This is a genomic window from Sphingobium sp. LMA1-1-1.1 (assembly GCF_040676365.1).
GTDB lineage: Bacteria > Pseudomonadota > Alphaproteobacteria > Sphingomonadales > Sphingomonadaceae > Sphingobium.
Genome location: NZ_JBEGHS010000034.1, coordinates 69,535 through 94,153, shown reverse-complemented (window position 1 = coordinate 94,153; position 24,619 = coordinate 69,535). Strand labels below are relative to the sequence as shown.

The following is a 24,619-nucleotide window of genomic DNA, read 5'->3' as shown; positions in this document are numbered from 1 at the left end:
GGCGGGCGGTCCCCGAATTTGCCGGAGCAGGAAACTCGTCGCACTGCGGGTGCAACTCTCAAAAGATCGCGCTCAGATTGAATGAGGCGTACCGCGTCCATCGTCCTGCGGTGGCATTCGGTGCATCCCGCAAGAACCGCCCCTTGGACAGCACCAGGCCATCAAATTCGAACTGCAGGCGCTGCGGTACGAGCCAGTAACGGATGCGGCCCTCCAACTGGTGGCCAGAAAAATCACCGGCCCTCCCTGTAGCATCGCGAACGCCGGTGGATGAGAAACTATCCTGGCGCGATGCAAGCCACATGGGCCTGTAGACCGCGAACCAGTCGAGGCGTCGACTGGGTTTGGCTTCGAACCTTACCCCGACAGTTTCGATGTTGGTGCGCGCAAGCGCGTTATAGAGGCCCGCCGGAGCAAGATCGGCACGCCGCATGCCAAAGAGCGTGTCGAAACGGCCGAACTTCCCACCCGGTTTGTCACCACTTGCCCGGTCATATTCAATTGAAAAACGAGGCGTCCAGGCACCCGCGAAGGTATAGCCCGCATCGACGTGAATGAAATTGGCAGCGACGCTTTGATGCGCGGCCGTAGGCGACGCCGAGATACTTGCCGAGCCTGTCTGGTAGAAACCTTCTATCTCGTAATCGAACTGTCCTGGCTTGGGATCGAGCATCACTCGGCCACCGAATGTATTTAATGAACGATCGCGAGTGGGGCGGCCTGGAGCATCACGCTCACCTAGATGGAAGTAGGTAAGTTCGATCGTCGCCGGACCGATCATTTTCGCGCGGCTTAGCTGACCGCCCCATAGCACAAGATCGAAGCTCTCTTTATCGAGCTTCACCTTCGCCGAACGCACATCGTGGAGAGCGTCGGGCAAGCGAATTTGCGGCAATGTGTAGATGAAAGTCCCTTTCCATCCACCCTTCGCGGAAAGATCAACTTTCAATCCCGTATAGCCGTTGGTGGTGTTACGATAATCGTCGGCTGCCACAAGTCGGCGAGAACCCAGATTGAGCATTATCCGTCCCGCCGTGATCGAGATCTTCGACCGGTCGCCAAGCGGGTCTGTCAACGTGCCTGCAATATAGGCCTGTACCGGTTCGAACGCATTGACCTCATTCGTCGATACAGGCGTCCCGACGCGATCACCCCAAACCCGGCTGTCATAAAGCTCGACAGCCACCTCGATGTCGGACTTGCGAAACCGAGCCAGCACATTGGTGCGGAGGTTCACCATATCGTCGCTCTTGTTGAAGCCTGCACGGGCTTGGCCGTCGATCGCCTCATAACGCAGGCGCATCGCTCCCGAAATCGAAAACCCCTCTATCGCCTCTTGAGCCTGGGCAAAGCTGGCGTTGGCTGCAAACGCCCCGCCTGCGGCCAAAACCCATCGCGTCCGCATGACAAGCTTTTCACGCCACATATGATATACCTATTCTATATATATAGAAAATGAGATATAGTAATATCATGAAACGCGCAACAGCCCCTGTCGAGTGGATTGCTCTACTCCACCAGCTTCCGACGAAGCCGCCCTATCTGCGCGTGAAAATCTGGCGTCGTCTGCAGGCAATCGGCGCGGTGGCAATCAAGAACGCCGTCCACGTGCTGCCGAAGACACTGGAGCACGAAGCAACTCTTCAGGAACTGCTGAATGAGATCGTCGCCGGTGGGGGCGAAGCGATCCTGATCGAAGCCAGACTGCTCGCCGGCATGAACGATGCGGACATTCAGGCGCTTTTCGATGGCGCACGGGACGCGGATTATGACGAAATTACGCAAAGCGCCCGACGCCTTCTGGAAACCGGCCCCGCCAGCGGAAGCGAAATTGCGCGGCTTCAGAAACGAATGAACGAGGTCTTGGCACTCGACTATTTCAGGGCCCAACGCCGCCAGGATGCCGAGGTTGCGCTCGCTGAGCTTGTCCGCCAACGCTACGAGCATCCTGATATCAGCCGCACCGAGCCTCCGGCCGAACACCCGCCGGACCTGAAATCGAAGGTCTGGGTGACGCGCAGCGGGGTTCATGTCGATCGGATTGCTTGTGCCTGGCTTATTCGCCGGTTCGTCGACCCGGTGGCCACCTTCAAATTCGTTGATGCCCGCACCTATCTGCCCGGCCCGGACGAACTGCGCTTCGACATGGCTGAAGCGGAGTTCACCCATGAGGAAGATCGATGCAGCTTCGAGACGATCATGCTGCGAGCGGGTCTTTCCGATGATCCTGCCCTCGCAGCCATCGGCGAAATCATCCATGACCTCGATATCGCGGACGGCAAGTTCAATCGACCGGAAACAGCGGGACTGGGAGCGATCCTTTCCGGGGTGTGCGCTTCCACCGACGACGACCTTCAGCGCATCGCCCAGGCGGGCGAAACGCTCAACCAGTTCCATGCATTCTTCAGCGCGAGGGGAACCGAACAATGACTGCTGCTCCCTTTGCTCCTGCTGACGCGCCGGTCCAGGGCACAGGCGATCACGGCATTCCGTTCGCCGAAGCGGCAGGCGTGTGGGCGCGCATTGCCGCCCTGAGCTTTGGCGGGCCTGCCGGCCAGATCGCGGTCATGCACCGCATCCTGGTTGAAGAGAAGAAGTGGATCGGGGAGGAACGATTTCTGCATGCACTGAACTACTGCATGTTGCTGCCTGGGCCCGAAGCGCAGCAGCTTGCCGCCTATCTCGGGTGGCTGCTGCACAAGACCAAGGGCGGGCTGGTAGCCGGATGCCTGTTCGTCCTGCCCGGCTTTCTCGCCATTCTTGGCCTCAGCTGCATCTATGTGCTGCTCGGGCAGACCCCGCTGATAGAGGGTTTGTTCTTCGGCCTCAAGGCTGCTGTTCTCGCCGTCGTCATCCAGGCTGTCGTGCGCGTGGGATCGCGAGCGCTCCGGAACAACGTGATGCGAGGAATAGCGGCAGCGGCGTTCGTCGCCATCTTTTTCCTCGACGCGCCGTTTCCGCTGATCGTCCTTCTTGCGGGCATCGGTGGGTATGTTGGCGGGCGCGCCGGCCTTTCTGCGTTCAAGGGCGGCGGCGGTCATGGCCCTGCTGGCGGCAAGATCGTTCACGACGCCGAAACTGCGCTGGGCGAAGGTCTTCCGGACCATGCCCGTCCCAATCTCTCCTGGTCACTCAAAATCTCGGGCGCTTTTCTCGTTCTTTGGCTCGCTCCGGTGATAGCGTTGCTCGTCCTTGCCGGGCCAGACAATGTTTTCACTCAAATTGCCACATTCTTCAGCCAAATGGCGGTCGTGACCTTCGGCGGCGCTTATGCGGTGCTCGCTTATGTCGCACAGGAAGCGGTCGGCACCTATGGCTGGCTGAAGCCTGGTGAAATGCTCAATGGCCTGGGTCTTGCCGAAACAACGCCGGGGCCACTCATCATGGTCACGCAATTTGTTGGTTTTCTGGCTGCCTTTCGCGAAGCATCAGGACTCCCTCCGCTGCTCGCTGCAACGCTGGGCGCGATCCTCACCACCTGGGTAACGTTCGTGCCCTGCTTCCTGTGGATTTTTGCCGGCGCACCTTTTGTCGAGCGCCTGCGCGGCAACCGGGCCCTCTCATCGGCGTTGACGGCGATAACGGCGGCAGTGGTCGGCGTGATCATGAACCTCGCCATCTGGTTTGCCATCCACACGCTCTTCACGCAGGTCCGGACTGTGGGCGGCGTTGGCGGCGGCTTCGACGTGCCTGTACTGTCATCGCTGAATGTGCCCGCGCTTCTCCTGGCAATGGCCGCCGCGCTGGCTGTTTTCAGGTTAAAAATTGGTATGATTCCGGTTCTCCTCGCTTCTGCTGTCTTGGGTTCTGCCTACCTCTTGATCGTGTAATCGGGAGCTTCAACTCGACCAAGCAGCGCCTTTTTGCCCCAAGGTCGCTCGCGATCGTTCGCGGATTGACCGGTTGGGATCGACAGTTGGCATTCTCATCCCCCCGAGAGGCCGTCGCTATTCGACTTTTGCAACCGAAATCTGCTAGTCGGGAGCAGCCCATCAGCGGACTGGAACCGTCAATGAGGCAGGGGGAGTTCCCTGTCGCATCCCGTTCCAACGACGATATTGCTCAATCTTGGCGGCATCCGAATCCTCCCGGCCCTGTAACCAGAAGGAGAACCAGTCCAGATTGCGGTCATAGACGGCGCGCCGGTGGATCGGCTGCCATTTCACGTGGAATTCGTCGGGATAGACATACATCTCCACTGGCTTGTTCTGCTCGTGCAGGGCGCCAAAGGCTTCGAGCGCCAGCCGGAACTCATTGTCGGCGAGTTGCATGAGCAGCGGCGTATCGATCCAGGTAGCGTTTCGCGCCAGCGACATGTCGCTCCAGAAGCCAGGATTGTCCCGGGTTGCGGGCGGATAGCCCATGCCGCGCAGCCACTCTGCCCAGGCGATGCCACCATAGGTGGCCGTGGTATTGGGCTCCATGCAGCAGGTACTGAGCGCCGCGGCTGCAAATGCCTTCGAATTGATCAAGGCGAAGGCAACGGTCGACGCGCCGTCACTCAGGCCCGTGATGCCCACGCGCGCGGGATCGATGTCGCCCTGATCCACGGCCATGTGCACGCCGGTAAGGACCGATGACAGCAGGCTGCGGCGTTCACCCCAATCCTTCTGGTTGGCGGCATTGATCTCGTACCAGGTCTTGAGCTGGGGAAAGGCCGCGGCGAAGAAATTGGGCCGCTCGGTACTGAGCACGGCGATCCCGCGCTGGGCGAGCAGGAAGATCGGATAATCGTCGCCGGTGCCACCGCGCAGGAAGCCGTCGCTATGATATTGCACGACGACCATCGGCAGTTTCTGTCCGGGCTTGTGCCCCGGCGGCAGAACCAGGTCGCCCCATGCTTCCAGACCAAGATCGTTGCGCCATCTGAGCCGAGTGACGGAACCCAGGCGAATGCCGGAAAATTCGGGATTGGGATCGAAAATGGTGCGCATCCTGCCGTTCGCGATGTCGATGGCGATGATCCTGCGCGGGGCCCTGCTGTCTTCGCGGGTACAGACCAGTTCGGTAGCAGCCATTACGCAGCCGTGCAGCACGTCGGTTGTGCGCAATAGGGCGGTCGGACGGGCAGCGCCGGGTCGCCAGCGATAGAGCGCCATCGCTTCCTTGGCCCAGCCTTCCCGGCGCAGAATAAGCACTGATGCGCCTTGCCACCAAAGGGAGACGATACCGCCGGCACAGGCCTCGGCATCGCAGTGCCGACTGCTGTCGCCGTTCGTGACAAAAAGCCTCGCGGGCGTCAGCGGCGAAGTGTCCGGACGCTTGAGGTGCGCTTTGCGACCGTCAGCACTGATGGCTTGCGGATCCACCGGCATGTCGGCAGGTGCGGCGCGTTCGACTGCCGCTTGCTCCGCAGCATCTGCTGGCACGACCGCGCCGGTACGCAAATCGACGGTGCTGACGTCCAGCGCTTCGGTAGCTGGGGTGAGTGGCCGCGCGGAAATCTCTGGCGAGACCCTGCGGTCGTACAGCCACCCTGACTGGCCCTCGCGATCAAGCTCCTCCTGCACGGCCGCCGCGCCTTTTCGCGCGCCGTAGAGCAACCGTGATCCGTCCTTGCTCCAAGCCACGGCTTCGACATCGACGTCCGAGCGCGTGACCGCGCGCGCCCCGCCGCCGTCCGCCTGTGCCACCCACGCCTGCGTCACGCCATTGTCGCGCCGCAGATAGGCTAGCCTTCCCCCATCAGGGGACCAGGACGGAACGATGGTACGCGTGGCGCCGCTCGGCAGGTAGAAGCCGCGCTGCACGTCCATGATCTTGATGAGTTCGCCGCCCCGATCGACAATATCGGGTGGGCCGACGCCCGTCAGTCCACTGACGACCAGTGCGCGGCAATAGCTGTTTGTCGCGAGATCGGCGCGGTTGATGATATAAGCGATACGACTGCCGTCCGGCGACACCGCGAACGGGCTCGGGCCATTGAAGACCGCGGAATCGGGATCGCCGATCTCGCGCAGCTGGATGAGGTCCGCTGCCGTCAGGTTGCGGTTCGCGGTACTCGATGCTTCATGCGCCGGCAGCACATTTTCGCAGTCCGCCCACGCCGCGGCGGGAAACAGCAGGCACAAGGCCGCTATGCCGAGGCGGCCCCGGACGTCTACGCTCACCATTGCCGGGTGATCCCGAAGGCGATCATCCGGCCGACAGGTGAATAATTGGTCGAATCGTAAGGCGTGTCGTAGGGTATCGAGGTGGCGATCGGATCGGGCTTGTCGTTGAACAGGTTCTGGACCGACAGGCTGAACTCGAGGCCGCCGAGCGGTGCACCGGGCTCGACCCGGTAGCGCGCGGTGAGATCGAGCGTGGTCATCGCCTTGATGCGCACGACCGGTGTCGAGCGCGTGTCGCTGACACCGCCGGTGTAATTGGCGTTGGCCGCCAGCGTCAGGTTCCCGCCTGTCCAGGCGACCGCGGCCTGTCCTCGCCAATGGGGCGGATTGAAGATAGTACCGGCAAGATCATAGGTGGGCTGACCAGCGCTGAGTTGCTGGTCGCTTTCGAGATAGGCGATGTCGAGCGACAGGTGCAGTCGCTGGTCCGACGCGATCTCCGCATTGTAGCTGGCCAGCACATCGACGCCCCTCGCGCGCTGGCGGCCGGCATTGAGATTGGCATTGTCGACAATCGCGACGACGTTCGCCGGATCATAGGGCGCGCCGGTAATGTTGAGGAAGGTGCCCGCATTGACGATGGCGGCGGCCTGTTGAGTAGCGCTCGGGTTGAAGATGATCTGGTCGCGGTAGATGGGATTGCTCAAGGCCTGGGCCAGCAGGGTGATCGGCGATACGATCCGGTCGCGATAGCGTACGCTGAAATAGCTGACCTCGAGGCTCGCGCCCGGCAGTGCGCGCGGATGCAGCGCAAGCGTGGTCGACCAGGTCGTCGCCTTTTCCGGCTTGAGATCGGGATTGCCACCGAGGATGAGAATGGCCCCCGCGCTTGCCGACGTCCCCGTGGCACCCAGCGCTGCGGGAGGAAACAGGTAGACCGCGCGCGGCTGATATTGCTGATAGAGCGTTGGCGCCCGGAAGGATTTGCCCCAGCTTCCCTTCAAGCTGATATCGGACGTCATCGCCCATGACAGACCGAGCTTGGGCGTGGCGACTTCGCCGATGCCGGGGTAGCGCTCATAGCGCAAGGCGGCACTGGCATCGACCTTGGTCATGAGCGGCAGATTCTGGTCCGGGCCGATCAAGGGGAGGCTCAATTCCCCGAAAGCGAACAGATTGTCCTGGGAGGCGACGGTGTTGACCGCACTTCCGGCCCCGACGAACCGCTGGAAGCCAATGTCACGATAGCCGCCGCCAACGGCGATCTTGGCGATGCCACCGGGCAGGCGGAAGAGATCGCCATTGGCATTGATCTCGACTGATTTGGCCGTGTTGCGATAGAAGCTGGGGCCGGAGTCGTTGCAGGCCGCGAGAGCGCATTCGACCTGATGATAGTCGACCCGTTCCTTGCCGTAGGTGCCGCCAAGCGCAATCTGCCAGCCGCCGGACAGATCGAGCGTAAGGGTCGGCGCGACGCCGAAGGACTTGTCGACCGAGGAGAAGGTCGCCTTGCCTTCGTCGAGATCGCCACCTGCAACCGTCGGAAATGTCAGGTCGCTCCAACGGATATTGTAGAGTCCGTCGATCGAGAAGGTCAGGCCGCCGCCCAGGTCCTGATGTCCGCTGGCAAGGACGCTGTGATGGCGCAGCGCCGGGTACAGATCGAGCCCCGGCGAGCGTGTCGCGGCATAGGACCGCTGGCTCGCGCGGATCGCAGTGTTGCTGCCATATTCATAGGCGGCGAACAGCCCGCCCGATGCCCATTTGCGCCCGGCCAGCGCGCCATATTGCTGCTGGAAGTCACCTCCGTCCGTGGTTCCGGCCAGACGCGCGCTGGTTTCGAGGCCATCATAGTCACGGCGCAGGATGACGTTGGCGACGCCGGCCACCGCGTCCGAGCCGTAGATCGCCGAGGCTCCATCTGGGACGACCTCGATGCGATCGACCGCCGACACCGGAATTCCCGATACATCGACGCTCTGCCGAACTGCCGTATAGGCGAGACGGCGACCATTGAGCAGCGTGAGCGTCGCATCGCTCCCAAGGCCGCGCAGATTGATGGATGATCCGCCGCCAACGTCGACGCCGCTGGCGTCGGGGACATTCATGCCGATGCCGGGGTTCTGTCCGCCTCCGAAGCTTTGCGGGATACGGCGGACAACGTCGCCCAACCCAGCCTGGCCGGAATCGCGGATTTCTTCCTGACCGATCCGGACGACCGGCGAAGCAATCGCGGCACCGCGCAGTCGACTTCCCGTGACGACGATATCCTGCCGGTCATTTGTCGAACTGTCGTCACGGCTTGTGCGGGCCTGCCGCACGGCAAAGCCGCCATCGACAGGCGTGTAGGCCAGCCCGGATCGGTCGAGCAGGATGCGCAGCGCTTCCTCGACCGTGTAGGAACCGTGAAGCGCCGGGGCCTGCTTGCCCGCCACGATCTTGCTGTCGACCAGCACGGTGACCCCGGATTGAAGTGCCAGCGCCTTGAGCGACGCGCCCAAGTCTTGCGCCGGCACTTCAAAGGAATGGCGCTTTACGTCCTGGCCTCGCGCGACCGAAGGGCCCGCCACCAGCGCCACGGCAGCGATGCTGTTGAACAGATATCTTGCGTCAAATCGAACCATTACCCTGTGTCTCCCCCTGGCCACGTTGTGGCTGGTTGGCGGGGAGACGCCGGGTTCTGAAAACCCACGACAGATTTTTCAGTGAAGGGTCGAAACGTCCTACGAAGCGCGGCGAAGAAGGATCACGCCCGGATCGGTTCGGTCGATACCGAGCCCGAATGTCGCCGCCACGGCCCGGGCGAAGGCGTCCGGATTGCGCACCTGGAAGGCGCCGGTAACCGACAGACGAGCCAGCTCAGGCTCGGCAAGGCGTATTTGGATGCGGTTGTAGCGGTTGATGGCGGCGACGGCCTCGCCAAGCGGGCCGCCATCGAGCGCCAGCATGCCGGACACCCATTGGGTTTCGGCCGGCGACGTAGGACGGGGCGCGTCAGCATTGCCCAAGTCTGCGGTCTGCCCTGCGGCAAGCGTTCGGGCTGGATGGGAGGCTGCGTCACTTGTGCTGGTGAGATCGACCCGCCCCTCGATCACCGCTACCACGGGACTTCCCCTTTCCACGCTGACGTCGAACAGCCTGCTTCGTGAAACGACATTGCCGCCGGGAACCGTAACGGTGAACGGGCGCTTGCCGTCCGGCGCAACGCGAAAGCGCGCGCGGCCCCGTTCCAATGAGACCTTCCGCTCGCTCGCGGAAAGGGTGACACGCACGCGCGTGGCGGTGTCGAGCGTGAGCTGCGAACCGTCGGCCAGCGATATGGTCCTGATTTCGCCCAGCGCGGTTTCGTAGGTCGCAGCCTGCGCCGGGGAAACCAGCTCGAGAGGCGATCCATATCGCAGCAAGCCGACACCGCCGATTCCGAGCAGGACGACGACACCGAGACTGGCAGCCGCAACATGGGTGCTGTGCCGCATCAAGAATGGCGCACGAACCAGCTTTCGCGTGCGCCCGACGTCTCTGTCGGCCAGCAATCGGCTATGCTGCCAATCGCGCTCTGCCTGCTGATAGGCGATTCGGTGGCGCGGATCGGCATCCATCCAAACGGCGAAGGCCCGCTCGACATCGGGCCGGGCGGGTTCCCGGCGACGCGCCAGCCAGTCCCCAGCGGCATCCCGGATAGAGCGCGGAATGGCACGGACTGCGTCAGTCATGATCGCTGAGGTGTCGCCCCAGTTGCTTGATCGCCCGGCTCATCTGCTTTTCCACGCCTCGCACGCTCAATCCCGTCTGTCCCGCGATTTCGGCGTAACTATAGCCATCAAGGCGGCAAGCGAGAAATATTTGCCGGGTCAGCGGCTTGAGGCGCAGGACGGCCTGTTCGATACGGGCAAGGCGGTCGCGTGCCTCCAACGCGGCGACAGAATCCCCGCTTCCAATTTCGACATCGTCAATCGGCACATGCTGGGACTGGTGATTGCGGGCAGCGGCGCGGGCGTGATCGCGCAGGAGATTGTGCGCGGCCTCGCGCAGATAGGCTCCGGGCGAATGGATCGCGACGGCATCGGTCTGCGCGCGCGCGACAAGCTTGGTGAAGACCTGCTGGACGATCTCCTCGGCGCGGTCGTCAGGGGCGCGACGATCGAGAAAGCGCAGGAGCCGTGGCCGTTCGGCCCGGTACAATTCATCGATGGTCGGCGCCATCGATGTCACGCGATCATGCGCCGGCGGCAGCGGCTCGCCTTCGTCGATCGGCAAACGGGCCGCTCCTAGCGCCGGCCGCATGGCATGCGGCGCGGCGCGCCGATCCTGGCTGTGGATCGCATCGATCGCATCTCCTCGCTTTGGCGAGGCGATGCCGGCGAAAGCCGGGTGTTGAGAACATGCACGAGCACATGCGCCAACGCCTTTGGCCGCGAACGGCTTGGACATGCGCGTCGGCCACCCGGCCGCACGATGGCGGATCCATTTCATCTCGCACGAGGTTCTCACGCCTCGGCGCCATGCATCGATGGCGCGCCTTCAGCTTATCGCAGGTCTTCCAAGACGCAAGCCCGGTGCTGCGCGACAAAGCGATTTAAGGCTCTGAACATGCATAATATCCTTCAAATCGAGCGGCGTCATTGCCGATGAATTTTTCTTGTCGGGTATTTCTGAATCCGAGCGTCATGGAATGATGGCGAAACGGTTTTGGGCTGCGGATCGGCAGCTTCCGGCATCCTCATGCATGTGGCTTTGGAGTGAAAGACTGTCCGATGGATATGCCCACCACCCTGTTGGCCCCCGCATTGCTGTCCCGTACCGAACTTCACGCCCTGGTCTGGGCCGAACCTCTCCGCCACCTCGCAGGACGCTTCGGCATCTCGGATCAAAGTCTCGCGAAACTATGCGACGGTTTCAATATCCCGCGTCCTCGGCCTGGGCACTGGAACAAGGTCGCGGCCGGAAAGGAGATCGCCGTGCCGGCCTTGCCGCCCGCAAAAGCCGGCATGGACGAGAAGATAGAAATTACCCGGCACCCGGATGGTGGTGCGTCGTCAACTGCGCACGCCGCCCTTGCCGCGGCCCGCCAGAATGGCAAAGCGGTGCGCGTGGCAGATCGGCTCTCGGATCCCCACCCCATCATTGCCGGCTGGCTTGCAAATCGAAGGGAGGCAATCGCCAGGGGCCGGCTGGTCTATGATATCTGGCCCAACCGGCCGGTCCGGGCCGCGCCCTTCACGCCGATCGAACGGCGTCGTCTCAGGATATTGGACACCCTGTTCAAAGCCTTGGAGGCAGAGAAGATCGTCATTGCCGAGACAGACCGGCATGGTCCCGTTGCGCGGAGCGGAAAGGACGAGATCGCGTTTCAACTGAGGCCCCGGCTCAAGGAAGTGCGCCAGCTCCTCACTCTCGAAGAGGGACGATGGCATGGCTCCGGCAAGCAATACCGGCGAGAGTTGGTCGAGACGGATGTGCTGGTCTTCGAGGTCAAGCGCTGGCTGCCCGGCGAGTTGCCGCGCGTCTGGCAGGACGGCCGCAAGGGCATGATCGAGGACAGGGTGGGCGACATACTCGCTACCCTGCTTGCGGCATTCCCGATGATGGCGGCAGCGCGCGAAGAGGCAGAGGAGCGGCAGCGGCTAAGGGAGACCGAGGAACGGCGTCGCCAGATCCTGGCGCAGGAGCTCAAGCTCGACCGCGACCGCTTCCGATGCTTTCTCGAACAGGCCGGCAGATGGCGCGAAGCTGAACTGGCGCGGGATTTCCTCATGGCGCTGCGCACCGCGATCCCGGATTCTTCATTGGAAATTGGCGGCAGGCCTGCCGCCGAGTGGCTGGAATGGGCGCAAGCGCATGTGCAGGCCCATGATCCGCTCACACAGGGCTCGTGCGCTGTCTTCCGGTCGATCGCCGAAGTGACGGAGAGGACCTATCGTGACCATTAGGCCGGGAGCCTCAAGCGCGTCGGAAGTTGGGCTTCAAGACCCTCGCGCCGTCGCGCATCTCGTCGAGCTGATCCGACCAGTACTGCATCATGCGCACGCGCTCGTCCCAATATTCGCCGCGCGTGTAGGCGCGCCTTATGGCGTTGGTCTCCATATGGGCGAGCTGGCGCTCGATGGCGTCGGGATTGAACTTGCCCGTTTCGTTGAGCAGTGTCGCCGCCATCGCCCGAAAGCCATGCGCCGTCATCTCCTCCTGGCTGAAACCGAGCGCTCGAAGGGCCGCGTTGACCGTGTTCTCGGACATCGGGCGAAGCGGCGAGCGGAAAGAGGGGAAGCAGTATCGTCCCGTGCCCGTCAGTTCCCAGAGCTGTTCGAAGAGCGCGATGACCTGCGTGGACAGCGGCACGCGGTGCGGTCGACGCATCTTCATCTTCTGCTCGGGGATGTTCCAGACCGAGCGGTCGAAGTCGAATTCGCTCCACTCGGCCTGGCGCAGTTCGCCCGGTCGCACGAACAGATGGGCCGACAGTCTGAGCCCGAACAGGGTGATGGCGTGGCCGGTGTACCCCTCGATGGCGCGCATCAGTTCGCCCGCGCCCTTGGGCGTGGTGATGGCGGCGAGATGCTTGGCCTTGGGAACGGTCAGCGCGCCGCGCAAATCGCGGGATGGATCCATTTCGGCGCGCGTGGTGGCGATGGCGTAGCGGAACACGCGACCGAGGACGCTGCGCATCCGGCGCGCGCTTTCATATCGGCCGGTGGCCTCGATCGAGCGGAGCACGGCCAGCACTTCCTGGGCGGTGATCTTGGCTACCGGACGGCTGCCGATCCTGGGATAGGCCTTGGCGAGCAGCCAGCGGATCTTGCTGAGCGTGACCTCCGACATGCCCTCGCGCTCCTGCTTGGCGACCCATTCCTCGGCGACCAGCTTGAAGCTGTTTTCCTCGGACAGCATCGCGCGCGCCTCGGCGAGCTTGGCCTCGTGCGAGGGATCGAGGCCGGCGGCGATCAGCTTACGCGCTTGGTCGCGCCGCTCGCGTGCGTCGGCGAGGCCGACGTCGGGCCAGGCGCCGAAGGAAAGCGTGCGCTGCTTGCCGAGATAGGCATAGTTCAGCCGCCAGAGCTTGCGGCCGTTCGGCTTGACGAGGAGATAGAGGCCGGCACCGTCGGTGAGCTTGTATTCGCGCTCCCTCGGCCTGGCGCTCGTGACGGTCGTCGCGAAGAGTTTTCCCATGGTATCGGCCCGTCCATAAGGGGCCTTCGATACCATGCAGGATACCATATTTGTTCCCGATTGGTGCCGGATCAGCCCGGATTTGACCGGACGGTCTTAGCACAAAAAACGGCTGAAATCAGCCATTTTCCGGACGTTCCCGGACGTCGCCGGAAGAACAAATGGTGCCCAGAAGAGGACTCGAACCTCCACGACCTTGCGATCGCCAGCACCTGAAGCTGGTGCGTCTACCAATTCCGCCATCTGGGCACGGGGTAGGAGCGCGCAACTAGCCTCTGGTCGGAGGGCTGTCAATCACGCCGGGTGGATTATTCTTATTTTTTCTGGTTTCCCCGCCAAGACCTTTTACGAGCCTTTTTCAGGCCCCTGCCGCTGAACTGGAGAAATAGCATGGAACGCCCCGAAACCGCTCCACCCGCCTTTTTCGCGCGCGGCGACGGATTGCGGCTCGCCTATCGCCATCGGCCGGGCGCGGGGCCGACGATCATCTTCCTGCCCGGCTACATGTCCGACATGGAAGGCGGCAAAGCGGTCGCGCTGGACCATTGGGCGCGGGATCAGGGCCGGGCGATGCTCCGTCTCGACTATGCCGGCAATGGGGTGAGCGACGGGCGGTTCGAGGATGGGACGCTGGCGAGTTGGCGCGACGATGCGCTGCTGCTGATCGATTCGCTGACAGACGGGCCGCTGGTGCTGGTCGGGTCGTCCATGGGCGGCTGGCTGGCGCTGTTGATCGCGCTGGCGCGACCGGGGCGAGTGGCGGGGCTGGTCGGCATCGCGGCGGCGCCGGATTTCACCGAATGGGGCTTTACCCAGGCGGACAAGGCCTTGCTGGCAACGGAGGGCCGACTCCTGGAACCGACCCCCTATGGCGATGATCCCTATGTCACCACCCTGGCCTTCTGGGAATCCGGCCAGTCGCTCCGCCTGCTGGAGGAGGAAATCGCGATCGATTGCCCGATTCGCCTGTTGCAGGGCCAGGCCGATCCAGATGTACCGTGGCAGACGGCGCTGCGCATCGCCGAACGGCTGCGTTCATCCGATGTGCAGATGCTGCTGATTAAGGATGGCGACCATCGCCTTTCCCGCGACGCCGACATCGCCCTGCTGATCCGGACCGTCGCCAGCCTGTTGGACAGCCTCTGATGCCCTTTCTCCTCCCGCTGCTTCTGCTCGCGCCGCAGGCCTATGATCCGGAGATCGAGGCGGTGATGAACCGCAAGAGGAAGGAAAAGGCGGAGGCCGCGGCTTCCGTCCCCGCTGCGCCTGCACGGGCAGCGACGACGGCAAGCGACGGCCGCATTCCCGTGCCGGACAAATATGCCGCGAAATTCCAGGCCTGTCTGGATCAGGCGGTGGAGGCGCCCGACAAGGGCGTCGACTTCGCGCAACAATGGCGTATCGAAGGCGGCAGCTTCTATGCGCGCAACTGCATGGGCTTTGCCTATGCCCGCGCCGAACGCTGGGCGCCGGCCATCGTCGCCTTCGAACAGGGGGCGGATGAAGCCGAACGCAACGGCGAAATGGTGCAGAGCGGCCGTTTATGGGCACAGGCGGGCAATGCCGCGCTGGCCGCCAGCGATGCTGCCAAGGCGCGCGACGATTTCGACGCGGCATTGGCGCGCGGCCTGCCCGATGGGGTGGAGAAGGGAGAGGTGCATCTCGACCGCGCCCGCGCACTGGTGGCGCTGAACGATGCCCAGGCCGCGCGAGACTCCCTGGACATCGCGCTGGAGCAGGTGCCGCAGGATCCGCTGGCCTGGCTGCTTTCGGCCACCCTGGCGCGACGATCGGGAGAGATGAAACTGGCCCAGGCACAGATTGCGCGCGCGGTGCAGCTTTCCCCGGACGATGCCTCTGTCGCGCTGGAGGAGGGCAATATCGCCATCCTCACCGGTCATGAGGATGTTGCCCGCTCCGCCTGGCAACGCGCCGTGAAGCTGGCCGCGGATGCTCCCGCAGGAAAGGCCGCCGCCGACAATCTTTCCCGCCTGGCGCCGAAGCCCGCCAACTGAAGATGCTCCGGGCGGATCCTCTTCTGGATGCCGACCGGTCCTAATCGAGGTAGAAGTCGACCGTCGTGACGACCCGGACCTTCTTGTACGGCGTATCGCTGGACCCGTCGGCCTCGCCATCGCGCGCCTCGATCGAAAAATAGCCCTGGGTCGCGCTCTTGATGCCGCCCACATTGGCGCCGCTGTCCCGGGCGAACTGTTCGGCGGCGGCGCGGGCATCCCGGGTGGCGGCGGCGACCATCTGCGGCTTCACGTCGTTGAGTTTGGTGAAGCTGTAGCGCATGCCCGATCCCTCCTGCAGCGTGACGCCGCGCCGGACCAGGTCGAATTGCTGCGCCACGGCGCGCTGGGCACGGGTGATGTCGGTCGTGCGCAGCAACATCCGCTGGGTGATGGTGATCGTGTTCACGCCATTATTGATATATTGATTGACGCCCGCGCCGGTTGCCGTCAGCGCATCCGGCCTGAAGCCGAGGCTGGCGAAATAGGCGCGCAGTTCCCGCGTATTATTGTCGATCTCCGCCCGGACGGAGGGCAAGTCGAAGCCGGTGGCCGAGTAGCTGATCGACCAGGTGGCAAGATCGGCGGTAACATCCTTTTCCGCCAGCCCGCGGACCGTCACGGAACGATCCGCCGCCTTGGCCCGCTTGAGCCCGTCGCCCAGGAGGTAACCGCCGCCGACCATGCCAAAGGCCAGCACCCCCGCGCATACCACGAAAAGCTTGTCATGATAGGTTAAAGCCATGCCGCCTCCCCTCTTCCGTCCAGGCCCGCCAGGGCTTATCTTCTGGTCATCTAAGGCGTCAGAGATGAACCGTTGCTTTATGGCGACTAATGGAGTGAAGACTTGCCCAAATATCTGCACACGATGATCCGCGTGACCGACATTGACCGCACCGTGGACTTCTTCCGCCTGCTCGGCCTGGAAGAACAGAAACGCTTCGACAGCGCGGAGGGTCGGTTCACCCTGGTCTTCCTCGCCGCGCCGGGGGATGAGGAGGCGCAGGTCGAGCTTACCTACAACTGGCCTGCCGAGGACGGCACCCCGCCGGAGGTCTATGGCGGCGGCCGCAATTTCGGGCACCTCGCCTATCGGGTCGAGAATATCTATGAGACCTGCCAGCGGCTGTTGGATGCGGGCGTGACGATCAACCGCCCGCCCCGTGACGGATATATGGCCTTTGTGCGGACGCCGGACGATATTTCCGTCGAACTGCTGCAGGACGGGCGTCTGGAACCGGCCGAGCCCTGGGTTTCCATGCCCAATGTCGGAGTCTGGTAAAACCATGCTGGAAGTCGTCCGCATCCCCGTCCTGAACGACAATTATGTCTGGCTGCTGCACGATGATGCCAGCAAGGAAACCGTCGTCGTCGATCCTGCCGTCGCCGGGCCAGTGCTGGAGGCAGCGCAGCAAAGGGGCTGGACGATCAGCCAGATCTGGAACACCCACTGGCATGGCGACCATGTCGGCGGCAATGCGGCGATCAGGGCGGCGACCGGCTGCACCATCACCGGCCCCGCGGCGGAGGCCGAGAAGATCGGCACGCTGGACCGCATGGTCAGGGAGGGCGACAGCGTGTGCATCGGCGCCCACCGGGCGGCCGTGCTGGCCGTGCCCGCCCATACCGCGGGCCATGTCGCCTATCATCTGGCGGACGACCATATGATCTTCGTGGGCGACACGCTGTTCGCCATGGGGTGTGGCCGACTGTTCGAGGGGACGGCGGCGCAGATGTTCGCCAATATGCAGCGCCTGGCCGAGTTGCCCGACGATACCATCGTCTATTGCGCGCATGAATATACGCAGTCGAACGGCCGCTTCGCGTTGACGGTCGAGCCTGACAACGCCGCCTTGCACACCCGCATGGCGCAGGTCGACGCAGCGCGTTTGCGGGGGGAGGCTACCGTGCCGACCAGCATCGGGCAGGAGCGCGCGACCAACATCTTCATGCGCGCCCGCGATGTCGCGCAACTGGCGGAGCGACGGGCGGCGAAGGATGCGGCGTGACGGTTTCCACGCCGGTTGAGCGTCTTGGAAGCGGGGACGAATGAGGAGAGGTGTCGTGCGTCCATGGATATCGCGGTCCGTCCCGTGGCTTGTCCCGCTGTTGCTGGCGGGATGCTCGGGCAGCTATCAGCCGCCCAAGCTGACCGAAAAACAGACGAGTGAGCTGGAACAAGCCCTCGCCGGCAAGGTGGCCGGCGAAAAGACGAGTTGCGTCAATCACGAACCCCAGACCAACCTGACCGCCATCAGCGGCAATGTGCTGCTCTATCGGGTCAGCGGGCGACTGGTCTATCGCAACGACCTGATCGGCAGTTGTACCGGGCTGACGCGTGGCGATACGATGATCATCAAGACCTGGGGATCGCAATATTGCCGGGGCGACATGGTCACCAGCGCCGACCTGACCACGGGAATGGTGACGGGAAGCTGCGCGCTTGGCGACTTCACGCCCTATCGCTCGCCGGGCAAATAGGATCGCCTCCCGGCGCGGCCTTCCCGCACGGGCAGGAACAACCTACCCCTTGTACAGCGCGTCCAGCCGATCCTGATAGCGGGCGCGGATGACATGCCGACGGATCTTCATCGACGGGGTCATCTCGCTATTGTCGATGGTGAAGGGCTCGTCGGCCAGGATGAAGCGCCGCACCCGCTCGATCACGGACAGATCGTCGTTCACCCGATCAACGGCGGCGCGCAGCGCAGCCAGATAATCGCCATCCGCCTCGATCCCCTCGACCTTGCGCCCCCGCGCCTGCGCCCATTCGCGCGTCCATTCGGCGTCCGGCACCAGCAGCCCCACCAGATGCGGACGACGGTCGCCATGGACCATCGCCTGCCCGATCTCCGGCTGGAGCGTCAGCATGCCTTCGACTTTCTGGGGCGAGACATTGTCGCCCTTGTCGTTGACGATCAGGTCCTTCTTGCGGTCGGTGATGCGTATGCGCCCCCTGGCATCGATCTCCCCGATATCGCCGGTGTGCAGCCACCCATCCTGCAGCGCCTTTTCCGTTTCCGCCGGATTGCGCCAATAGCCGTGCATCACCAGCTCGCCGCGGACGAGGATTTCGCCATCCTCCGCAATCCGCACCTCCACGCCGTCGAGCGGCGGCCCCACCGTATCCATGGCGATCCCCGCGCGCGGCCGGTTGCAACTGATCACCGGCCCGGCCTCGGTCTGGCCATAGCCCTGGAGCAGCGTCAGTCCCATGGCATCGAAGAACAGGCCGACATCGGGATTGAGAGGAGCGCCGCCTGACACCAGCGCCTTCATCCGCCCGCCGAAGCGCGCCGCCACCTTGGGCTTCAGCGTCCGCGCCAGCAGCGCCTTCATCGGCAGGTCTAGCAGGGATGTCCTCCCCTGCTGTTCCTTCGCCGCGATGCGCAGCGCCTGTCCCAGCAGATAGGTGGGAAATTTGCCCTGCTTCTCGATCGACTTGATGATGCGGGTGCGCAGCACCTCGAACAGGCGGGGGACGACGACCATGATCGTCGGCCTTGCCTCCTCGATATTGCTGGCCAGCTTTTCCAGCCCTTCCGCATAATAGATCTGCCCGGCCGCCATGATCGGCAGGAACTGGCCCCCGCTATGCTCATAGGCGTGGGAAAGGGGGAGGAAGGACAGGAACACCTCTTCGCCCCGCCCGAAATCCTCCTCCAGCAAGCTGTCCGCGCCCTCGATGTTGCAGAGGATCGCGCCATGATGCTGCATCACCCCGCGCGGCGCGCCGCCGGTGCCGCTGGTATAGATGATGCAGGCCAGATCCTCGCGCTTCGCCGTCTGGCTGGCGGCGCAGGCTTCGATGTCGGTGGGATAATGGGCGATCAGGTCGCTCCACAAATGGCAGGTGACCTGCCCCTGCATGCCGCGCAACGGCTCCATGCCGATGACGATGTTCGCCTGCGACCGAAGCACGGCGGGCATCAGGGTCTGCGCCAGCTTCGCAGTGGAGACGATGACCGCGCGGGCGCCGCTGTCGGTCAGGATATGCTGGTGATCGCGCGTGGTGTTCGTGGTGTAGGTCGGCACGGTGACGCAGCCGGCCGCCATGATGGCAAGGTCGGCGATGCAGAATTCCGGCCGGTTCTCGCTGACCAGCATCACCGGATCGCCGGGCTTCAGCCCCTGCGCCTGCAAGGCGCTGGCCAACGAGGCGACTTCAAGGGCGACCTCGGTCCAGCTCAGCGACTGCCATTGCCCGGCTGTCTTGCGCCAGAGGAAAGGCGCGTCACCCATCGCCTTCGCGCGGGCGAAGAACAGGGTCACCAGATTGGGAAAACGCTCCTTCGCGCTCAAAACGGCATCTCCTCACTCGCGGCGCATCTTCGGCGCGCTCTTCCGCCTGCCTGGCAGGCTATAACCACGCCATGCCGTAACGGCCAAGATTTTTCGCGGCTTTCCCAAGACGCTTGCGAGTGCGGAGATTCAATCTGGACGAGAATGGGAAGAAGACAGGCATTCGCCTACATGCAGCGCCGGGAAGGCGCGATGCCGTTCCTGCGACCTGAGCCAGGCCGACCCACTCCCTGAAACGGTGAGGCCCGGTCCTGCTTGCGCAGGCCGGGCCTCATTCCCTCTCCAAGCTGGTGACCGGATCAGCCGTCGTAATCGCCGCCGATATTCTGGTTGCGCGGCGGGGCAGCGGCGGTCAGGCGCAGCGCCTCCGCCGACTGGGCGATCGAGCCGATTTCATCGGGCGTGTCGTCATCGTCAATCTGCACCTTCTGCAGCGACGCGACGAGCGAATCGTGCAGATCGACCGGAAGGACCGTCTCTTCCGCGATTTCACGCAGCGCCACGACAGGATTTTTATCGCGATCGCGGTCCAGCGTCAGCTCCGCGCCGCCGGAAATCTCGCGGGCGCGCTGCGCGGCAAGCAGGACGAGGTCAAAACGGTTGGTAACCTTGTCGACGCAATCTTCGACGGTAACGCGGGCCAAACGGGCGCTCCTGAACCAAAGGTAAAATAGTGAAATGCGCGCCTAACAGCGCCTGTTCCAAGAGTCAATGAAAAGCCCATAAAGTCATGGCCAGCCGCCCCGAATGCGGGCATGAACGGAGCATGGCGAGCATCGGGCAGGCAGAGCCGGGTCATGGCGGGGAACAGGGCGGGGAACAGATCGACCTGTCGCTGCACGCCAACCACCTGCGCGTGATCGAGACGGGGCCGGCACTGCGGCAGGCGCTGGTCGACCTGATCGACGGCGCGCGGGAAAGCGTGAAGCTCTATTATTACATCTTCGCGGCCGACGACAGCGGACGGCTGATCCTGGACCGGCTGATCGCGGCACAGCGACGCGGGGTGGCGGTCACGCTGATGATCGACGCTTTCGGATCGGGATCGACGCCGCTCGCCTTCTTCGATCCGCTGGTGGCGGCGGGAGCGCATTTCGGCCGCTTCGGCGCGCGCCGATCGATGCGCTACCTGATCCGCAATCACCAGAAGCTGGCGATTGCCGACGACCGGCGGCTGCTGATGGGCGGCTTCAACGTCGAGGACGGCTATTTCGGGATTCCGGCGGAGGATTGCTGGCACGATCTGGGCCTGTTGGTGGAAGGACCGCAGGTGCAGGCGATGACCAGCTGGTACGGCCAGCTCTGGCGCTGGGTCTCGACGCGAAGGCAGCGGTTCCGCACGCTGCGCCGCATGGTGCGCAACTGGCACAGCCCCATCCATCCCGTAGCGGACGAGCCGATGCGCTGGGTGATCGGCGGCCCCACACGGCGGCTCAGCCCCTGGGCGCAGCTTGTGAAGCATGATCTGGAGCAGGCAGGGCGGCTCGACATGGTGGAGGCCTATTTCTCGCCGGGCCGCGGCATGCTCAAGCGCATTGCCAGGGCCGCGCGGCGCAAGGGATCTCGCCTCATCCTGCCCTCCAGGTCCGACAATGGCGCGACCGTCGCGGCGGCGCGGCTGCTCTATGGCCCCCTCCTCCGGCGCGGCGTGGAGATCTGGGAATATCAACCGTGCAAGCTGCACATGAAGCTGATCGTGGTGGACGATGCGGTCTATATCGGCTCGGCCAATTTCGACATGCGCAGCCTGTTCCTCAACCTGGAAATCATGCTGCGGATCGAGCATGCCGGCTTTGCCAAGGCGATGCGGGCGCTGATCGACCGTAGGGCGGGAGAAAGCCGCCAGGTCACGCTCGAAACCTACCGCTCCCAGCGCAGCCTGCCCACGCTGGTCAAACAGTGGATCAGCTATTTCCTGGTCGGCGTGCTCGACTACACCGTGACCCGCCGCCTCAACTTCCGCGACCCCGATGCCGACTAGCAGTTCCGTTCCGCAAGCGCTGGAGCGCGCTGCGTCAAATCTGATGCCAGCCGCCAACACGGTTTTCTCGTCGCATCATCGCCAGCGGAAAACCGGTTCCCACTTTTCCGCCCGATGCTCTAGGATGACGGGGTGACGAGGGAGACAGACCCGACCCCCTATGACATTGCCGTGATCGGGGGCGGCATCAACGGCTGCGGCGTGGCTCGTGACGCGGCCGGGCGCGGTGCGCGGGTGCTGCTGCTGGAGCGCGGCGACCTGGCGCAGGGCACATCGTCCGCCTCCACCAAGCTGATCCATGGCGGGCTGCGCTATCTGGAGCATCGGGAATTCGGCCTGGTGCGCGAATCGCTGGCGGAACGCGAGCGGCTCTGGGCGATCGCCCCGCACATCATCCATCCGCTGCGCTTCGTGCTGCCCTGGGTACCGGGGCTGCGGCCGCGCTGGATGCTGCGACTGGGCCTCTTCCTGTACGACCATATCGGCGGCCGGCACGCCCTGCCGCCGACGCAGGGCATCGACCTGCGCCGCCATCCGGCCGGACGGCCGCTGCAACCCGGCTTCGGCAAGGCCTTCCTCTATTCCGACGGCTGGGTCGACGATGCCCGCCTCGTCATCCTCAACGCCCGCGATGCGGCGGAAAGGGGTGCGGAGGTGCGCACCCGGACGGACGTGCAGCGGCTGGAACGGGAAAAAGGCGGCTGGACGATCCATGCGCAGGCGAACGACGGATCGATGCCGCGCTTCCGCGCCCGCGCCGTGGTCAATGCCGCCGGGCCGCTCGTGCTCGACCTTCTCCATCGCGCCCATGGTGAAACGGCGCGCCACATGCGGCTGGTGCGCGGATCGCATATCGTCGTGCCGCGCCTGTTCGACCATGGCTTTGCCTATTTCTTCCAGCTGCCCGATGGACGCATCTTCTTTGCGTTGCCCTATGAGCGCGACTTCACCCTGATCGGCACGACCGACCGCGATCATCAGGGGCCGATCGACGATGTCCAACCTGCGCCCGACGAGATCGCCTATCTCTGCGACGGCGCGAACCGCTATTTCCGAAGGATCATCACGCCGCAGGACGTGCTGTGGTCCTATGCCGGCGTCCGGCCGCTGGTCGACGATGGTTCGGGAAAACCGGAAGCCGCGACGCGCGGCTATCGGCTGGAGCTTGACGCGCCACGGGGGGAAGCGCCGCTGCTCAGCCTGTTCGGCGGCAAGATCACCACCTATCGCCACCTCGCGGCCGAGGCGGTGGCGATGCTCAGACCCTTTTTCCCCAGCCTGCCCGCGGGCGACTGGACGGCGAAGGCGGCGCTGCCGGGCGGCGACTTCCCGATGCAGGAGCGCGACCGGCTGATCGCCGATCTGGGCTGCGACTATCCCTTTCTCGACTATGCCTCGACGCAGCGGATCGCCTGCGCCTATGGCACCCGTGCATGGGAGTGGCTGGACGGTGCGCGGGACATGGAGGCTCTGGGCACGCATTTCGGCCATGGCCTGACCGAGGCGGAGCTGCGCTATCTGGTCGCGCGGGAATGGGCGGTCACGGCCGACGACATATTGTGGCGCCGCACGAAGTTGGGACTGCGCCTCGATGCGGGACAGAAGGCGCATGTGCGGGACTGGCTGGGGGAGAGGGGATGAACGAGCGTCTGATACTGGTGCTGGACGAGGGCACGACATCGACGCGCGCGATGCTCTTCGCGCCCGACGGACGACGGCTGGGCATGGCGCAGGCGGACCTCAGCCAATATTATCCGCAACCCGGCTGGGTCGAACATGATGCGGCGGAAATCTGGGACAAGACGCTCGCCTGCGCGCGCGACATGGTGATGCGGGCGGGCGGCGCGGATCGCATCGCCGCCATCGGCATCACCAACCAGCGCGAGACCGTCGTCGCGTGGGACCGGCGGACCGGCCAGCCTCTGGCTCCCGCAATCGTCTGGCAGGACCGGCGCACGGCCGGACATTGCGCCGCCCTGCGCGACGCGGGCGAGGAGGAAGCGATCCAGCGGCGGACAGGGCTGGTGCTCGATCCCTATTTCTCCGCAACGAAGATGCGCTGGCTGCTGGACCATGCCCCCGCCGTCGCGGAAGCGGGAAGCGCCCTCGCCTTCGGCACCATAGAAAGCTGGCTGATGTGGAAGCTGACCGGCGGGCTGCATGTCAGCGACGCCAGCAATGCCAGCCGCACCCAGTTGATGGCGCTGGACGGTACGGATTGGGACCAGGGGCTATGCGACCTGTTCGGCGTGCCGCCGCACGCCCTGCCACAGATCGTCGACAATGTGGGCGCCTTTGCCGAAACCCGGGCCGAATGGTTCGGCCAGCCGATCGCGATCCGGGGATTGATGGGGGATCAGCAGGCGGCGACCATTGGCCAGGGCTGCCTGACGCCGGGCAGCGCCAAGGCGACATTGGGCACGGGCGCCTTCGTCCTCGCTCCCATGGGCAGCACCGTGCCCGTATCGCGGCATCGTCTGCTCGGCACGCTGCTCTGCCGTCTGCCGGGAGAGACGAATTATGCGCTGGAAGGGTCGGTGTTCGTCGCCGGCAGCCTGATCCAGTGGCTGCGCGACGAACTGCGCCTGATCGCGACGGCGGAGGAAAGCGAAACCCTGGCCCGTTCCGTGCCGGACAGCGGCGGCATCGCGATGCTGCCCGCGCTGGCGGGGCTGGGCGCCCCCCATTGGCGCCCGGACGCCACGGGCATGATCCGCGGGCTGACGCTGGGGACCCGGCGGGGGCATATCGTGCGCGCGGCGCTCGAATCCCTCTCGCACCAGCTTCACGACCTGGCCGGAGCGTTCGGCTCCGACGGCATGCCCTGGCAAGGCCTATGCATCGACGGGGGAATGAGCGCCAATGACTGGATCGCGCAGGACCTGGCCGACATTCTGGGCGTGCCCGTGGATCGCCCGGCCGATGTGGAGACGACGGCCCGGGGCGCGGCGATGCTCGCGGCGGTAGGCGCGGGCCTGTTTCCTTCCCTTGCCGCCGCGGCCGGCGGGATGGGGGCGGCGCGGCGACGGTTCACCCCTGCCCTGCCGGACGATACCAGGGACGAAAGGCTACGCCGCTGGCACGCCTTGCTGGCGTCCACATGA

General features: G+C 64.3%; 20 protein-coding genes and 1 tRNA gene. 11 read left to right on the top strand and 10 right to left on the bottom strand.

What is annotated here, in order from left to right; all coding sequences use genetic code 11:
* Window positions 1-58 precede the first annotated feature (58 nt).
* Window positions 59-1,426 (bottom strand): alginate export family protein, encoded by a 1,368-nt coding sequence (locus MRBLMA1_RS14500; protein WP_363737549.1) that lies wholly within the window; start codon window positions 1,424-1,426, stop codon window positions 59-61.
* A 47-nt stretch (window positions 1,427-1,473) separates the two neighbouring features.
* Between MRBLMA1_RS14500 and MRBLMA1_RS14495 the strand changes: the two genes are divergently transcribed.
* Entirely contained in the window at window positions 1,474-2,430 is a 957-nt protein-coding gene (locus tag MRBLMA1_RS14495) for a chromate resistance protein ChrB domain-containing protein (protein WP_363737547.1), read from the top strand.
* Window positions 2,427-3,830 (top strand): chromate efflux transporter, encoded by a 1,404-nt coding sequence (gene chrA, locus MRBLMA1_RS14490; RefSeq protein ID WP_363737545.1) that lies wholly within the window; start codon window positions 2,427-2,429, stop codon window positions 3,828-3,830. Before MRBLMA1_RS14495 ends, chrA begins: the two co-directional genes overlap by 4 nt.
* A 162-nt stretch (window positions 3,831-3,992) precedes the next feature.
* Here chrA and MRBLMA1_RS14485 read toward each other — a convergent pair whose 3' ends face one another.
* From MRBLMA1_RS14485 to MRBLMA1_RS14470, 4 genes are all read right to left on the bottom strand, one after another.
* Window positions 3,993-6,113: an Atxe2 family lasso peptide isopeptidase gene (locus tag MRBLMA1_RS14485; protein ID WP_363737544.1), complete on the bottom strand. Its 2,121-nt coding sequence runs from the start codon at window positions 6,111-6,113 to the stop codon at window positions 3,993-3,995.
* On the bottom strand, window positions 6,107-8,677 hold the full coding sequence (locus MRBLMA1_RS14480) for a TonB-dependent receptor (protein WP_363737542.1): 2,571 nt from the start codon (window positions 8,675-8,677) through the stop codon (window positions 6,107-6,109). The genes MRBLMA1_RS14485 and MRBLMA1_RS14480 overlap by 7 nt, the downstream gene beginning before the upstream one ends.
* A 99-nt stretch (window positions 8,678-8,776) precedes the next feature.
* Window positions 8,777-9,766, bottom strand: coding sequence for a FecR family protein (locus MRBLMA1_RS14475; protein WP_363737540.1), 990 nt, complete (start codon window positions 9,764-9,766; stop codon window positions 8,777-8,779).
* Complete coding sequence (locus tag MRBLMA1_RS14470; protein ID WP_363738209.1) at window positions 9,759-10,256, bottom strand: RNA polymerase sigma factor; 498 nt, start codon at window positions 10,254-10,256, stop codon at window positions 9,759-9,761. Before MRBLMA1_RS14470 ends, MRBLMA1_RS14475 begins: the two co-directional genes overlap by 8 nt.
* A gap of 557 nt (window positions 10,257-10,813) precedes the next feature.
* Here MRBLMA1_RS14470 and MRBLMA1_RS14465 point away from each other — a divergent pair.
* Window positions 10,814-11,983: a hypothetical protein gene (locus MRBLMA1_RS14465; RefSeq protein ID WP_363737539.1), complete on the top strand. Its 1,170-nt coding sequence runs from the start codon at window positions 10,814-10,816 to the stop codon at window positions 11,981-11,983.
* Window positions 11,984-11,993: 10 nt separating this feature from the next.
* Here the strand turns inward: MRBLMA1_RS14465 and MRBLMA1_RS14460 are convergent, their stop codons facing one another.
* Complete coding sequence (locus MRBLMA1_RS14460; protein ID WP_363737537.1) at window positions 11,994-13,217, bottom strand: tyrosine-type recombinase/integrase; 1,224 nt, start codon at window positions 13,215-13,217, stop codon at window positions 11,994-11,996.
* Window positions 13,218-13,379: 162 nt separating this feature from the next.
* Window positions 13,380-13,466, bottom strand: a tRNA-Leu gene (locus MRBLMA1_RS14455).
* A 141-nt stretch (window positions 13,467-13,607) separates the two neighbouring features.
* On the opposite strand from MRBLMA1_RS14455, the gene MRBLMA1_RS14450 reads away from it, so the two are divergent.
* On the top strand, window positions 13,608-14,363 hold the full coding sequence (locus MRBLMA1_RS14450) for an alpha/beta fold hydrolase (RefSeq protein ID WP_363737535.1): 756 nt from the start codon (window positions 13,608-13,610) through the stop codon (window positions 14,361-14,363).
* Complete coding sequence (locus MRBLMA1_RS14445; RefSeq protein ID WP_363737533.1) at window positions 14,363-15,232, top strand: tetratricopeptide repeat protein; 870 nt, start codon at window positions 14,363-14,365, stop codon at window positions 15,230-15,232. Before MRBLMA1_RS14450 ends, MRBLMA1_RS14445 begins: the two co-directional genes overlap by 1 nt.
* Window positions 15,233-15,272: 40 nt before the next feature.
* On the opposite strand, the gene MRBLMA1_RS14440 is transcribed toward MRBLMA1_RS14445, so the two are convergent.
* Complete coding sequence (locus tag MRBLMA1_RS14440) at window positions 15,273-15,977, bottom strand: SIMPL domain-containing protein (protein ID WP_363737531.1); 705 nt, start codon at window positions 15,975-15,977, stop codon at window positions 15,273-15,275.
* Between the two features lie 102 nt (window positions 15,978-16,079).
* Between MRBLMA1_RS14440 and MRBLMA1_RS14435 the strand changes: the two genes are divergently transcribed.
* From MRBLMA1_RS14435 to MRBLMA1_RS14425, 3 genes are read left to right on the top strand one after another with little or no spacing between them, the layout of a single operon-like run.
* Window positions 16,080-16,514 carry a VOC family protein gene (locus MRBLMA1_RS14435; RefSeq protein WP_363737529.1) on the top strand — a complete coding sequence of 145 codons (435 nt, stop codon included), beginning with the start codon at window positions 16,080-16,082 and terminating at the stop codon, window positions 16,512-16,514.
* Window positions 16,515-16,518: 4 nt separating this feature from the next.
* Entirely contained in the window at window positions 16,519-17,241 is a 723-nt protein-coding gene (gene gloB / locus MRBLMA1_RS14430; protein WP_363737527.1) for a hydroxyacylglutathione hydrolase, read from the top strand.
* Window positions 17,242-17,296: 55 nt separating this feature from the next.
* Window positions 17,297-17,713 (top strand): hypothetical protein, encoded by a 417-nt coding sequence (locus tag MRBLMA1_RS14425; RefSeq protein WP_363737526.1) that lies wholly within the window; start codon window positions 17,297-17,299, stop codon window positions 17,711-17,713.
* Between the two features lie 42 nt (window positions 17,714-17,755).
* Here the strand turns inward: MRBLMA1_RS14425 and MRBLMA1_RS14420 are convergent, their stop codons facing one another.
* A complete protein-coding gene (locus MRBLMA1_RS14420) occupies window positions 17,756-19,534 on the bottom strand; it encodes an AMP-dependent synthetase/ligase (protein ID WP_363737524.1) in 1,779 nt (592 codons plus the stop codon).
* Window positions 19,535-19,833: 299 nt separating this feature from the next.
* On the bottom strand, window positions 19,834-20,178 hold the full coding sequence (rpoZ, locus tag MRBLMA1_RS14415; RefSeq protein ID WP_007688625.1) for a DNA-directed RNA polymerase subunit omega: 345 nt from the start codon (window positions 20,176-20,178) through the stop codon (window positions 19,834-19,836).
* A gap of 86 nt (window positions 20,179-20,264) precedes the next feature.
* On the opposite strand from rpoZ, the gene MRBLMA1_RS14410 reads away from it, so the two are divergent.
* The 3 genes from MRBLMA1_RS14410 (at window position 20,265) to MRBLMA1_RS14400 (ending at window position 24,619) form a co-directional block, all read left to right on the top strand.
* A complete protein-coding gene (locus MRBLMA1_RS14410) occupies window positions 20,265-21,515 on the top strand; it encodes a phospholipase D-like domain-containing protein (RefSeq protein ID WP_363737522.1) in 1,251 nt (416 codons plus the stop codon).
* A gap of 132 nt (window positions 21,516-21,647) precedes the next feature.
* A complete protein-coding gene (locus tag MRBLMA1_RS14405) occupies window positions 21,648-23,156 on the top strand; it encodes a glycerol-3-phosphate dehydrogenase (RefSeq protein WP_363737521.1) in 1,509 nt (502 codons plus the stop codon).
* Complete coding sequence (locus MRBLMA1_RS14400) at window positions 23,153-24,619, top strand: FGGY family carbohydrate kinase (RefSeq protein WP_363737519.1); 1,467 nt, start codon at window positions 23,153-23,155, stop codon at window positions 24,617-24,619. The genes MRBLMA1_RS14405 and MRBLMA1_RS14400 overlap by 4 nt, the downstream gene beginning before the upstream one ends.

Coding starts and splice junctions, on each gene's coding strand:
- MRBLMA1_RS14440 (WP_363737531.1), bottom strand. CDS start 15,977: ATGGCTTTAACCTATCATGACAAGCTTTTCGTGGTATGCGCGGGGGTG.
- MRBLMA1_RS14460 (WP_363737537.1), bottom strand. CDS start 13,217: ATGGGAAAACTCTTCGCGACGACCGTCACGAGCGCCAGGCCGAGGGAG.
- MRBLMA1_RS14470 (WP_363738209.1), bottom strand. CDS start 10,256: ATGGCGCCGACCATCGATGAATTGTACCGGGCCGAACGGCCACGGCTC.
- MRBLMA1_RS14495 (WP_363737547.1), top strand. CDS start 1,474: ATGAAACGCGCAACAGCCCCTGTCGAGTGGATTGCTCTACTCCACCAG.
- MRBLMA1_RS14500 (WP_363737549.1), bottom strand. CDS start 1,426: ATGTGGCGTGAAAAGCTTGTCATGCGGACGCGATGGGTTTTGGCCGCA.
- MRBLMA1_RS14410 (WP_363737522.1), top strand. CDS start 20,265: ATGGCCAGCCGCCCCGAATGCGGGCATGAACGGAGCATGGCGAGCATC.
- MRBLMA1_RS14465 (WP_363737539.1), top strand. CDS start 10,814: ATGCCCACCACCCTGTTGGCCCCCGCATTGCTGTCCCGTACCGAACTT.
- MRBLMA1_RS14475 (WP_363737540.1), bottom strand. CDS start 9,766: ATGACTGACGCAGTCCGTGCCATTCCGCGCTCTATCCGGGATGCCGCT.
- gloB (WP_363737527.1), top strand. CDS start 16,519: ATGCTGGAAGTCGTCCGCATCCCCGTCCTGAACGACAATTATGTCTGG.
- MRBLMA1_RS14480 (WP_363737542.1), bottom strand. CDS start 8,677: ATGGTTCGATTTGACGCAAGATATCTGTTCAACAGCATCGCTGCCGTG.
- MRBLMA1_RS14485 (WP_363737544.1), bottom strand. CDS start 6,113: ATGGTGAGCGTAGACGTCCGGGGCCGCCTCGGCATAGCGGCCTTGTGC.
- MRBLMA1_RS14400 (WP_363737519.1), top strand. CDS start 23,153: ATGAACGAGCGTCTGATACTGGTGCTGGACGAGGGCACGACATCGACG.
- MRBLMA1_RS14445 (WP_363737533.1), top strand. CDS start 14,363: ATGCCCTTTCTCCTCCCGCTGCTTCTGCTCGCGCCGCAGGCCTATGAT.
- MRBLMA1_RS14450 (WP_363737535.1), top strand. CDS start 13,608: ATGGAACGCCCCGAAACCGCTCCACCCGCCTTTTTCGCGCGCGGCGAC.
- chrA (WP_363737545.1), top strand. CDS start 2,427: ATGACTGCTGCTCCCTTTGCTCCTGCTGACGCGCCGGTCCAGGGCACA.